The organism is Paenibacillus sinensis, from assembly GCF_019904155.1.
In the GTDB taxonomy this organism is placed as follows: Bacteria; Bacillota; Bacilli; order Paenibacillales; family Paenibacillaceae; genus Paenibacillus_AQ; species Paenibacillus_AQ sinensis.
The window spans coordinates 90,088-102,299 of the sequence record NZ_JAHCMB010000048.1; the positions used below are offsets into that span (position 1 = coordinate 90,088).

General features: G+C 57.6%; 11 protein-coding genes. 9 read left to right on the plus strand and 2 right to left on the minus strand.

The annotated features are described in order from the left end of the window. The first annotated feature begins 26 nt into the window (after nucleotides 1-26). The 5 genes from KIH86_RS05770 to KIH86_RS05790 all read left to right on the plus strand — a co-directional run bounded on the left by KIH86_RS05770 (nucleotide 27) and on the right by KIH86_RS05790 (nucleotide 5,703). Nucleotides 27-1,712, plus strand: a complete 1,686-nt coding sequence (locus tag KIH86_RS05770; protein WP_223081300.1) for a glutamine--tRNA ligase/YqeY domain fusion protein — start codon at nucleotides 27-29, stop codon at nucleotides 1,710-1,712. 309 nt (nucleotides 1,713-2,021) lie between these two features. Next, entirely contained in the window at nucleotides 2,022-2,540 is a 519-nt protein-coding gene (locus KIH86_RS05775) for a sigma-70 family RNA polymerase sigma factor (protein ID WP_223081299.1), read from the plus strand. 117 nt (nucleotides 2,541-2,657) lie between these two features. Further along, nucleotides 2,658-3,878, plus strand: a complete 1,221-nt coding sequence (locus KIH86_RS05780; protein WP_223081298.1) for a hypothetical protein — start codon at nucleotides 2,658-2,660, stop codon at nucleotides 3,876-3,878. Next, complete coding sequence (locus tag KIH86_RS05785) at nucleotides 3,875-4,819, plus strand: ABC transporter ATP-binding protein (RefSeq protein ID WP_235775280.1); 945 nt, start codon at nucleotides 3,875-3,877, stop codon at nucleotides 4,817-4,819. The genes KIH86_RS05780 and KIH86_RS05785 overlap by 4 nt, the downstream gene beginning before the upstream one ends. Further along, on the plus strand, nucleotides 4,816-5,703 hold the full coding sequence (locus KIH86_RS05790) for an ABC transporter permease subunit (RefSeq protein ID WP_223081297.1): 888 nt from the start codon (nucleotides 4,816-4,818) through the stop codon (nucleotides 5,701-5,703). Before KIH86_RS05785 ends, KIH86_RS05790 begins: the two co-directional genes overlap by 4 nt. A 186-nt stretch (nucleotides 5,704-5,889) precedes the next feature. On the opposite strand, the gene KIH86_RS05795 is transcribed toward KIH86_RS05790, so the two are convergent. After that, nucleotides 5,890-7,113, minus strand: a complete 1,224-nt coding sequence (locus KIH86_RS05795; RefSeq protein WP_268964118.1) for an MFS transporter — start codon at nucleotides 7,111-7,113, stop codon at nucleotides 5,890-5,892. A gap of 151 nt (nucleotides 7,114-7,264) precedes the next feature. On the opposite strand from KIH86_RS05795, the gene mobA reads away from it, so the two are divergent. The 4 genes from mobA to KIH86_RS05815 all read left to right on the plus strand — a co-directional run bounded on the left by mobA (nucleotide 7,265) and on the right by KIH86_RS05815 (nucleotide 11,522). After that, on the plus strand, nucleotides 7,265-7,921 hold the full coding sequence (gene mobA / locus KIH86_RS05800) for a molybdenum cofactor guanylyltransferase (RefSeq protein WP_223081296.1): 657 nt from the start codon (nucleotides 7,265-7,267) through the stop codon (nucleotides 7,919-7,921). A 61-nt stretch (nucleotides 7,922-7,982) separates the two neighbouring features. After that, nucleotides 7,983-9,866: an ABC transporter ATP-binding protein gene (locus KIH86_RS05805; protein ID WP_223081295.1), complete on the plus strand. Its 1,884-nt coding sequence runs from the start codon at nucleotides 7,983-7,985 to the stop codon at nucleotides 9,864-9,866. Further along, nucleotides 9,796-10,470, plus strand: coding sequence for a response regulator transcription factor (locus KIH86_RS05810; protein WP_223081294.1), 675 nt, complete (start codon nucleotides 9,796-9,798; stop codon nucleotides 10,468-10,470). The genes KIH86_RS05805 and KIH86_RS05810 overlap by 71 nt, the downstream gene beginning before the upstream one ends. Further along, nucleotides 10,467-11,522 carry a sensor histidine kinase gene (locus KIH86_RS05815; protein ID WP_223081293.1) on the plus strand — a complete coding sequence of 352 codons (1,056 nt, stop codon included), beginning with the start codon at nucleotides 10,467-10,469 and terminating at the stop codon, nucleotides 11,520-11,522. The genes KIH86_RS05810 and KIH86_RS05815 overlap by 4 nt, the downstream gene beginning before the upstream one ends. A gap of 87 nt (nucleotides 11,523-11,609) precedes the next feature. Here the strand turns inward: KIH86_RS05815 and KIH86_RS05820 are convergent, their stop codons facing one another. Next, the gene (locus KIH86_RS05820) at nucleotides 11,610-12,032 is read right to left on the minus strand and encodes a helix-turn-helix domain-containing protein (protein WP_223110343.1); all 423 of its coding nucleotides are present in this window, start codon (nucleotides 12,030-12,032) and stop codon (nucleotides 11,610-11,612) included. Between the last annotated feature and the right edge of the window lie 180 nt (nucleotides 12,033-12,212).

Consider the following 12,212-nt stretch of genomic DNA (forward strand, 5'->3'; position numbering starts at 1 on the left):
ACTTAAAGTAGGAAAGGTTGATTGCTGTGGAGAAACCGAACACCCCCTCCAATTTCATTAAAAATATCATCAACGAAGATCTCAGCTCCGGCAAGGTAAAAGAGGTTCTTACCCGCTTTCCTCCCGAGCCGAACGGATACCTGCATATCGGACATGCCAAGGCGATCTGGATCAACTTCACGCTGGCGGCCGAGTTCGGCGGCAAGACGAATCTGCGGTTCGACGACACGAATCCGTTGAAGGAAGATACGGAGTACGTCAAATCGATTGAGGAAGACGTCAAGTGGCTCGGATATGAATGGGAAAATCTCCGCTTCGCGTCCGACTATTTCGGCGAAATGTACGAACGCGCGGAGCTGCTCATCAAGAAGGGCAAGGCGTATGTGGACGACCTCAGCGCGGACGAAATCCGCGAGCTTCGCGGCACGCTTACGGAGCCGGGCAAGAACAGTCCGTACCGGGAGCGCAGCGTGGAGGAGAGCCTGGATCTGTTCCGGCGCATGAAGGCAGGCGAGTTCAAGGATGGCGAGAAGGTGCTGCGCGCCAAGATCGACATGGCTTCGCCGAACATCAACCTTCGCGACCCCGTGCTCTATCGCATTGCCAGAGCCCATCATCATAACACGGGCGACACGTGGTGCATCTATCCGATGTACACATACGCGCATCCGCTGGAGGATGCCATCGAAGGCATCACGCATTCGCTCTGTTCGCTGGAGTTCGAGGATCAGCGCCCCTTCTATGACTGGGTGATCGCCGAATGCGAAGTGCCGGCAGCGCCGCATCAATACGAATTCGGCCGCCTCAACCTGGCCCAGACAGTGACTAGCAAGCGCAAGCTGAAGCTGCTTGTGGACGAAGGCCATGTGGACGGCTGGGACGATCCGCGTATGCCGACCATTTCCGGTCTGCGCCGCAGAGGCTATACGCCGGAGGCAATCCGCAATTTCGTGTTCGAGACGGGCATTTCGAAGAGCCAGGGTCTGGTAGATCTCGGGATGCTGGAGCATTTCATCCGCGAAGACCTGAAGCTGAAGGCGCCGCGCACGATGTCGGTGCTTCGTCCGCTCAAGGTCGTCATCACGAACTACCCGGAAGGCAAGACGGAGTGGTTTGAAGCGGAGAATAATATCGAGAACGAGGAAATGGGCGTCCGCCAGGTTCCGTTCTCCCGTGAAATCTACATTGAACGGGATGATTTCATGGAGGATCCGCCGAAGAAGTTCTTCCGTCTGTTCCCTGGCAACGAAGTGCGGCTGAAGTATGCGTACTTCATCACCTGCAACGAAGTGATCAAGGACGAGAACGGCGAAGTTGTTGAGCTGCGCTGTACCTACGATCCCGATACAAAGACCAGCACCCGGAAGGTCAAAGGCACGCTGCACTGGATAGACGCGCAGCATGCCGTTCCAGCCGAATTCCGCCTGTACGAGCCCCTTATTCTGGCCGAGCAGCCGGAAGGGGAGGCCGGAGAGGATGAAGGCGAAGGCAAGCCGGAGCCGACCTTCCTCGACCAGCTCAATCCGAATTCGATTGAGATTCTGCATGGCTTTGTGGAGCCAGGGCTCAAGGACAGCAAGCCGCAGGACAAGTTCCAGTTCTTCCGTCACGGCTATTTCAATGTCGACAGCCGGTACTCAGCACCGGGCAAGCCGGTATTCAATCTGATCGTCAAGCTCAAGAGCTCCTATCAGCCGCCCAAGGAAGGCTGAGAATCGTGGGCTGCTGCGGAAGGACACAGCTGAATAAGCTTCTCTCATAAAGGAAAGGAATTCCTGCATTAGTGCGGCAGGAAGAACCCTCCAGCTTACTGGCGCCGGTGCCTTGCCGGCGCCGGTTTGTTTATTCCGCCGAATCCGTACCCCTCACATTATCGAAACGATGCTCGCCGAGCTCCCCCATGATCTATCCCGGCTGCCGTGAACCGGAAGCCGGGTGAAGGATCAGTTTTTTTATTCCCTGATACAAAAGCCCCTTCCCGGCCGTCTATTAACAGCTGCAGCAAGAGAGGAGGAACAATCTTGGGATTTCCGGAATCTTCCCTGTTTAAACAAATCTTTTATGAATATTATCCTGGAGTGCTCCGCAAGCTGACCGCGCTGCTGCGGGACGAAGCGGTTGCGGAGGATCTCGCTCAGGAGACGTTTCTGAGGCTGTATAGACAACCGCCCGACAATCTGGAGGCTCCCGGCGCCTGGCTGCACCGGGTAAGCACTCGCCTTGCCTACGACTATATGGGCCGGGCGGCGAGGGAGCGCGAATTGGCTGAACAAACAGAGCGGGAGCAGCCGGCAGGCGGTTCCTCGCCATCAGGCGAGGAGGAATGGATGCGGCGGCTTGACCAGGAGGAGGTCCGGCAGTGGCTGGACGGACTGGATGAGCGGGACCGCAAAGCGCTGCTGCTGCGCTACTCCGGTTACAGCTACGCCGAAATCGCGGAGGAGCTGTGCGTACGGCCCCAGGTCATGGGCACGCTGCTCTCCCGGGCGACGGAGCGGCTGCGTCGCCAGGCGGCGGAAGCGGGAGCGGAGCTTCACTGACAGGAAAAGCTCTGCGGAACATAAGAGGAAATGCTGGACCAGAGTGTGCGGGAGTCTGCACTTCTGACAAGCGGGCATCGGCCGCACATAGATCAGGCATGAGGAGGCTTAATACAGATGACGACAACAGATCGTGAATATGAAATGACGAACGCCGATGTCACCGACAAGGCGTGGGAGCGGATAAGAAAGACACTGGAGCGGGAGCCGGCTTCCGCAGCATGGGAAGCGCTGGAACGGCGGACTATGGAAGCTGGACAGGAAGAACTGCGGGCGGAGCATGCCGTTCATCCGGCTCCGGCGGAGGAACTAGTGAAGGTGGATGCCGGAGAGGCGCCGAGGGACCTGCGGATTCAGGCGGACAGCCGCCTGGCATCCGGGAAAGCGGCTGCCGGGAGCGGACCCGCCGCCGTAATGAAGAAGGAAGAAGCGCCTGCCGCAGCGCGCCACGTAAGGAACGGGCGGATGCGCCGCTGGACGGCAGCCGCAGTAGTTGCGGCGACTGTGCTGGCTGTAACCGTTACCCCGGCCGGAAGCAAGGCGCTGGCGTCGATTCTCGGCACTTTCCGGATGGAGAAAGTAACCGAGGTGAACGAAGCCGATATGGAGCAGTTATTCAACAGTGTCTTCCAGTCGGGCGTCTCAAGCGAGCAGATTAACCGGTACGGCGAATTCCGGGTGAAGAGCGGAACCCAGAGCGGCGGATACAGCCGTGATCAGGCGGAGGCCTTGACCGGCGTGAAGCTGCTGCCGCAGGCGCAGGCCGATGACGCAGACCGGTTCTACGTCTCGGCGGATTCGGAGATTTCCCTTAAGCTGAACGTGAAGGAAATCAACAAGACGATGAAGCAGCTTGGAGCCATGAAGCTGTTCCCGTCCTCGGTTGACGGCAAGGAGGTTACGCTCGTTACCGAACCGGCTGTGAACTATATGGTCAAGCTGGACGGCATTGGCGAAGGCGTTCAAATATCGCAGATGAAAGCGCCGAAGGTCAAGGTTGATCCTTCCGTTGATGTCCAGGATGCGCTGGACACCGTGCTGCAATTCCCGCTGCTGCCGGAAGCGCTGCGCAACAGCCTTAGCGCCGGCAACCTGCTGGAGAACGGAGAGCTTCCGCTTCCCGTCATGACGAAGGGGCAGTCGACACGGCTTGACATTGATGAAGTTCCCGTCATTCTGACCGAAAATTCGTATGGAGACCATTATCATTCCTGGAATGCGATCTGGGTCAAGGACGGCGTCATGACGACAGCAACGGTTTCCAACGGCTCCGGCGGTCAATCCGAGCAAATCGGCCAGGCGTTCCGTGACAAATTAGGGGAGCTGGTCGAGCCGTGATCGCGATCAAAACGGAGGGGCTGACGAAGCGGTATCCGAATGGCCGCGGCTGCAGCGACATCCATATTGAAGTAAGGGAAGGGGAAGCCTTCGGCTTCCTCGGTCCCAACGGCGCAGGCAAGAGCACCTGCGTCAAAATGCTTGTTGGCCTGACCTTCCCTACGGAAGGCCGGGCTTCGCTGTTTGGAGAGCCGATCGGCAGTGTGGCGGCCCGGCGTATGATCGGCTACCTGCCGGAGCTGTACCGATATCAGGAGTGGCTGACCGGACGCGAGGTGGTCGAGCTGCATGCAAGGCTGTGCGGCCTGTCCCGGGAGGAAATCGCTCGCCGGGTGCCGGAGATGCTGGACAGAGTCGGCATCGGCTTGCGTTCGCGCGACCGGGTGAAGCATTATTCCAAGGGAATGCAGCAGCGGCTGGGCCTTGCCTGTGCGCTGATCGGCGATCCCCGCATTCTGTTCCTTGATGAGCCGTCTTCGGCCATGGACCCGATTGGCCGGGGTGACGTTCGGCGGTTGATGAGAGAGCTGAAGGAGCGGGGGGTCACGATTTTCCTGAATTCCCATCTCATGGAGGATGTCGAAATGCTGTGCGATCGGGTAGCGCTGCTGAATGACGGCAAGATTCTCAGTCAGGGAACGGTGGACGAGGTGCTGCGGAAGTCTCCGGTATGGCGGCTTCGTGTCGGCGGCTGGGAACCGCGCCTGCTGGAATGGCTACGGGAGGAGACCGGACTGAAGATTGTCATGTCCGGGGCGCAGGCAGACGGGGCGGCGGTGCTGGAAGCGGAAATTGTGGATGAAGAGCAGGCCGGCTGGCTGCATCATTTGCTGATCGAACAAGGCATCATTCTGTACGAAAGCGCCCGGGCCCAGACACGGCTGGAGGAATGGTTCGTCACTGAGCTGGCCGGCAAGAACCACAGGGGGGAACGGGCATGAACATCATATGGAAAATGACCTGGAAGGAGCTGCTTCGCAAAAGAGTGCTGACTCTGACGCTCATCCTGACTGCCGTCTTCCTGATCACATTCTGGTTCATCGCATCGTCGATCGGCAGAGACTTTGGCGCCGGTCTCCCGGCGGATGATCCGGGGCGGCTGATTGAGCGGTATGGGGGCGGCCTCTTCGTGCTGGGCCTCGGTTTCTTCTTCGGCACCTTTGTCGTGGCGTTTCTGTCGATCTTCAGCTCCTCTTCCTCCGTGTCCGGGGAGGCGGAGATCGGCGTGATGCAGGCGCTCCTGCCCCGGCCGCTTCCGCGCTGGAAATGGTATCTGGGCCGCTGGCTTGGATATGTCAGCTTCTGCATGCTGTATGCGCTGCTGCTGTTCGCCTCGATTTTGCTGATATCATCCTTCCACGTCGCCGTTCCGCGTGATCCGCAGTCGCTGCTGCTCGCTTATCTGCTGTATGCGCTTCTCGTTCCGCTGCTCGTTAGCGTCTCGATGCTGGGTTCGACATTCCTGTCATCGATCGGCAACGGTGTACTGATGACGATGCTGTACGGCGCAGGCTGGTTGGGCGGAATGATCGAGAAAGTATCGAGCCAGTTCGCTTCGCTTAAGGAAGGCGCGTTCGCAACGCTGAACCAGATATCGGGTCTGCTCATGCTCGTTATGCCGACAGACGGGGTGCAGCGCATGATGCTGGATCGGCTGTTCAACCTGTCAGACATCCAGGAAATGGCTGGATTCGGAATGGACAGCATGCTGTCCGTGTTCGGCGTCGGGAACGCACCGTCTCCGGCATTTCTGGCGTATACGCTGATTTACACGGGTGTGATGCTAGGGCTCGGCTTGTGGCGTTTTCAGAGCAAGGACCTGTAGAAATATGTTAAGATTGGGATAACCGCGTGAGGAAAATGCGGGCGGCCAGGCGGCGATGAAGGCGCATGAGAAGCCCTGATTAGGTGTCAAATCAAACAGGGTGGACCGCTCTGGCCAATTGGCCTGGCAGTCCACCCTTCTGTGGTTTAAACGGCTGCGCCGCGTGTGAGACGACTTTGGGCTGACTCAGGGTTCTTCGTCTTCCGCTTCCTCATTCCCGGCCGAGACCGGCCGGTAGCTGCCGCTCTTGACGAACAGCCACATCGCGCCATACCCCAGCGCGCCGATCAAGGCGAGAAAGAGGCAGAATTCGTACATGCTCTGGGCACCGAGATAGTGAAACAGCCACCCGCCGAGAACGCCGCCGATCATGCCCGAAATGCCGCTCCAGGTCAAGGTGAACAGCATCTGTCCTGAGGAACGGACGGGGGCCGGTACGAACAGCATAGTCAGCTGGGTTCCGACGAAGAAGAAGCCGCCAAAGGTGACAGAATGCAGAATTTGAATGAACGCTACCTCCAGCGGAGTGGTGGACCGGGCCATCAGCCACCAGCGGAGAACGAATAGGACGCTGACCAGGGCCAGCCAGCCGAGCAGGGTCGCAATATTGCGGCGCAGGTATCGGCTGCACAGCCAGAAGACGCCGAATTCCAGAATCGACGAGAGAAATACGGCCAGTCCGACCATCGTCTTCGATCCGCCCATATCATTGATATACAGCGGCATGAAGGTCGTGTTGATCGTATTCGGAATCGAGACGAGAACGCCGAACAAGATGAACACCAGAAAATACGGATTTCTGAATACGAGCCGGAAGCCCCGGAACGGATTCGGCGATGTAAAGGCAGGCTGCTGCAGCTTTGGCAAAAAGGCAAGCGACAGCATGGACAAGGCCAGCAGTCCGGCGAACAGGTAGGACAGAACCGGCACACCGGCTGACTGCACGATCGGCCCTGCGGCGATAGCCGTAAGCGCCCATCCGAGCGATCCCCACAGGCGCAGCGAACCGAACCGCCTGGCGTCTCCTTCCGTGTAGCTGAGCACGAGCGTATTGCTCTGGGCGAAAAGCGGGGTCTGACAGAAGTAGAACAGAATCATCGCGATATAAATCGTTTCATATGTATTGGCCTGAAAAATGAGCAGCGAGAACAACAGCGTACCGGCCAGCATCAGCAGCACGATTACTCTGATATTCTGATATCGCTCCGTCCACATTCCCCAGAAAGGATTGGCGGCGATCGAGACGAACGGGCCGACTGACAGCAGGAGCCCGATCTCCAGTTTGTTCATGCCGACATCCTGAAGGTAGAGCTGAAAGTAACTGGTGAATAACACCATGGTGCCGTAGACGAGAAAATTAAACAATTTTAATGATCCAAAAGTAGATTGAATTCGGTTATTTGCCTGCAATGGGATGTCTCCTCCTGCAAATGCCTTTCATTCGAACTAGAGCCGGCGATGGACGCCGCTTATCTTCACTGTATCATGTGTTGAAAAGGGATACAAACCAGCAAAATGGGATTTTTCCAGCAATATAGGAATTTTGGAGGGGGATTGGGATTTGTTCGGAGTTCATAAAGGTGAAAAACAACGGCCCCCCTTCGTTGGGGGCATCGTTCTGGCCGGCGGGCGGTCGTCGCGGATGGGAACCGACAAGGCGCTGTTGGATATCGGCGGAATGCCGTCGATTTCCCGGGCCGCCGGAGCGCTGCGGAGCATCGCAGCGCAGGTCGTCATCGCCTGCGGGGAGAGGGAGCGGGAGGAATACCGCTTCCTGAACCTTCCGCAGGCGCCGGACATCTTCCCGGGCTGCGGCCCGCTGGCGGGCATTCACGCCGGGATGATGCACTCGCCCGCGGAGTGGTACGCAGCGGTTGCATGCGATCTGCCGTTCGTCACGGCGGATTTTCTGCACTGTATGGCAGCGCGCGCGGCAGAGGATATGGCAGCGGGAAGCGGTGCGCCGCAGGCTGTTCTGCCGGTGTCGGCGGAAGGGCGGCTTCAGCCGCTCCTGGGACTATATCACCGGGACGCTCTGCCTTTCCTGGAAGAAGCGCTTGCCGCAGGCCGCTTCAAGGTCATGGACTGGCTGCGGCACCTGGACGTGCGGCAGGTGCCGGAGTCCCTGTGTTCAAGCGTTCAGAGAGACCGACCCTCTCCGCTGCTTAATATGAATACTCCGGAGGACTACCGGAAGGCGGGGGATTTTCGAGTTTAAATCCAGTTTACAGGGAAGGTGTATGTTGTCCTTATACTTGTGAAGAAGGGAATGAACTTCAATGGCCAAGGCCGATCCGAAATCCCGGGACGTTAAGTCCCTTCGTCCTTTTCTGAAGCTGCTCAAGGAGACGAGGCCTCCCTACGGCCTGCTCGCGCTTGCGATAACGCTCAGTGTGATCTCCACGCTGGTTTCTCTCGTGATCCCGATGTTCACCAAGGGACTGGTTGATGGCTTCGAACTGTCTTCGATCAGCGGGTTGCAGATTGCCGGCATAGCCGGCGCTTTTATCGCCCAGATGATCGCGGCTGGCGTTTCGGTCTACCTGCTGAATTACGCGGGCCAAAAGATGGTGGCGGGGCTTCGGGAACGGCTGTGGCGCAAGCTGCTGCTGCTGCCGGTCTCCTATTACAATGACAGCCGTACAGGCGAAAGCGTCAGCCGGATGACGAATGATACGGGCATTATCAAGACGCTCGTCTCGGAGCATGCCGCCAGCCTGTTCACCGGACTGATTTCGATCGTCGGCTCGGTGTCGGTGCTTTTTTATCTCAACTGGAAAATGACGCTCGTCCTGTTCACCGTACTGCCGCTGTCCGCGCTCATTCTCGTGCCGCTCGGCCGGATGATGTACCGGATCTCGAAAGGCATGCAGGATGAGACGGCGTCATTTACGGCCAATCTGAGCGGGGTGCTCTCGGAGATCCGGCTGGTCAAGGCGTCCGGGGCGGAGGATCGGGAATATGAGTCCGGCAGAGCCAGCATCGGCAGACTGCTAACCTTCGGCATCCGCGAGGGCAAGGTCGGCGCGTGGATCAGCCCGCTCGTCTCCCTCGTCTTCATGATGCTGCTTGTCGTTATTATCGGCTACGGCGGGATGCAGGTGTCGAGCGGAGCCTTGACGGCCGGGGAACTGGTCGCGTTCATTCTGTACCTGATCCAGATTGTCATGCCGCTGACGCAGCTGACAACCTTTTTCACCCAGATTCAGAAGGCGATGGGCGCATCGGAACGGATTATGGAGACGCTCGGTCATGAGGAGGAACGCTACGTAGGGAAGGAAGCGGAGGGCGGAGGGAATCTCCCGATCACGCTTGCGAACGTCGTCTTTGGCTACAAAAGCGAAGAGCCTGTCCTGCGCGGTGTAAGCTGTGAAATCCGTCCGGGCGAGGTGACCGCGATAGTCGGGCCGAGCGGCGGGGGTAAGACGACTCTGTTCGGACTGCTGGAGCGTTTCTATGAGCCGCTTGCGGGAAGCATTGCGCTCGGCGGTACGTCCATCACGGACTTCTCCCTGTCCTCCTGGCGGGGGAGCATCGGGTATGTCTCCCAGGAAAGCCCGCTGCTTGCCGGAACAGTCGCAGAGAATCTCACCTACGGCCTGGATAGGGAGATCAGTCCGGAGGAAATGAAGCGGGCGGCCGCCATGGCGTATGCCGACGCTTTTATCGAAGAGCTGCCGAACGGCTACAATACCGATGTCGGGGAGCGGGGCGTGAAGCTGTCCGGCGGCCAGCGGCAGCGGATCGCCATCGCCCGGGCGCTTCTGCGCGATCCGAAGATACTGATGCTGGATGAGGCAACCTCAAGTCTGGACAGCAAGTCCGAGGCCGTCGTGCAGAAGGCTTTGTCCAATCTGATGCAGGGACGGACGACGCTGGTTATCGCCCACCGGTTGTCCACGGTCGTGAATGCCGATCAGATTCTGTTCATGGAGAAAGGCAAGATTACGGGCAGAGGCAAACATGAAGAACTGCTGCGGGAACACGAGCTGTACCGGGAATTTGCGCTTCAGCAGCTGCAGGTGGCGGGAACGAATGAGGCTGGCGGTTCCGATGCGGCGGAGCTTGACAAGAGAGAGGAGGACACCGGACATGGCCAAAATTCTGGTAGTGGACGACGATCCGCACATCCGCGAATTGGCGGCCGTCTTTTTGAAGGCTGAGGGGATGGAGGTGTTCGAGGCGGCCGACGGCAGGGAGGCCCTCGATTTCCTGATGGACCAGACGGTTGATATGGTTATTCTCGATATCATGATGCCGAATGTGGACGGATGGGAGCTGACCCGGGAGCTGAGACGCGACTCCGATCTGCCGCTGCTCATGCTGACTGCGAAAGGCGAAACCTCACAGATCGTCAAGGGCTTCGAGCTCGGCACCGACGATTATCTGGTCAAGCCGTTCGAGCCGCCGGTGCTGCTCGCCCGGGTGAAGGCGCTGCTCAAGCGATACCAGATATCTTCGGCGCAGAGCGTGACTGTAGGCAGGCTGAAGATGAATCGCAAGACGTATGAAATTCATAGCGAGGAAGGCGTTCTGACGCTGCCGCTGAAGGAATACGAGCTGCTGTTCAAGCTGGCGAGCTATCCGGGGCAGACGCTGGCGCGCGAGAGATTGATCGAAGAGATTTGGGGCTATGACTTTGAGGGCAATGAGCGCACGCTGGACGTGCATATCAACCGGCTGCGCGAGCGGTTCCCGGGCGAACGGTACGGCTTCGTGATCCGCACGGTCAGAGGGCTGGGCTACCGTCTGGAGGGGATCGAATGAAGAAGCTGCTTATGGGTCTTAAGGCCGCGCTGGGAATGATGGTTATCTTCACGGCATTAACGGGTACATGGACGGCGGGATACTTCATCATGCATGCTCTCTATCGGCATTATGGGGCGCCGTCCTCCAAATACGTCTCTCAGCTTCTGGCGGTGCTGCTCGGATTCCTGATCGTGCTTCTGATCGGCGGGGTGATCTCCTTGTTCGGCCGCGGCAGGGAACGGGCCTTCTTCATCCCGGTCATGGAGGCAATCCGGCGTATCGCCAAAGGCGACTTCTCCGTGGTTGTGGAGAACACAGAGCGTTACGGCCAGTTCGGTGAGCTGGTGGAAGGAATCAACGAGATGGCCAGCGAGCTGAGCCGGATGGAGACGATGCGGCAGGATTTCATTTCGAACGTCTCCCATGAAATCCAGTCGCCGCTGACGTCGATCCGGGGCTTCGCCCAGGCGCTGCGCAGCGAAGGAATCAGCCGGGAGGACCGGGAGCATTATCTGGACATTATAGAGTCCGAGAGCGCACGGCTGTCCGGTCTCAGCGACAGTCTGCTGAAGCTGTCGGTGCTGGAGGGCGACAGTTCTCCGACGGAGACGAAGCCGTACCGGCTGGACCGCCAGCTCCGCAGCCGGATTCTGGCATGCGAGCCGCAGTGGATCGGGAAGAACATCGAAGTCGAGGCGGAGCTGGAAGAGCTGACGGTGACGGGAGCGGAGGATCTGCTCGGCCAGGTTTGGAGCAATCTGCTGCATAACAGCGTTAAATTCACGCCAAAGGGCGGATTGATCACGGTTACGGCACGGCAGAGTGGCCGGAACATCAAGGTGAAGGTTGCCGATACGGGGGTCGGGATATCCGGGGAGGATCTGCCCCGTATTTTCGAGCGGTTCTACAAAGCCGACAAAGCGCGCAGCGCCGGCGGGGGAGGCAGCGGCCTGGGACTCTCCCTCGTGAAGAAGATCGTGGAGCTTCATGGAGGGACAGTCGCCGCCGAGAGCCGGCCCGGTGAGGGAACGGCGGTTACAGTCACGCTGCCGGGCGAGCCGGTAGGGTGAGGGAACGCCGCCCGACCTTCATCCACATTAGGACCGATATCCGGAGATTGTCCGATTGTCACAGTCGTCTCAGATCTTTCCGTATGCCTAAGTATTAGCTTTCTTGCGAAAGTCCGAAGGATTTACTCCAGTCCATCTTTTAAATTGTCTACTAAAGTGGGACAGGTTTTTATAACCTAAACGATTTGAGATCTCATTTAAAGACATTTTGGGTTGTTGTAATAAAATTTTAGCTTCTTGCAGCTTAAGATCGGATAAATATGTTCGGGGCGACATATTATAAATTTTTTGAAAGACTTCTAAGCCATAATTGGGGCTTATCCCAAGCGAGGCAATAATCGGTTGTATGTGGATTGTGTAGTCTACATTTTCCTCTATAACATTTTTTTTAAAGGCTCTCTTTATTGCCTCAGCAATTTCTTTGGCATATTTTGCAGTAGTCATTGATTGATTGGTTCCTATATCAATGTTTAATGGCTGTATGTCTNGAAAACGATAGATCTGGTTCATTTAAGATGTCAATCCATCTTTGAAGATGCTTTTTCAATCGGCTGTGGTATGGGTTGGACGGTTCATAGACCCAATCACAATTCTTCACGATTTTCATTCGTAAAGAAGGTTCATCTATATCAAAATGGGCACAAAAATAGGTCATAGACTTAGTAGAGATGCATTTATTGATATGCTCGA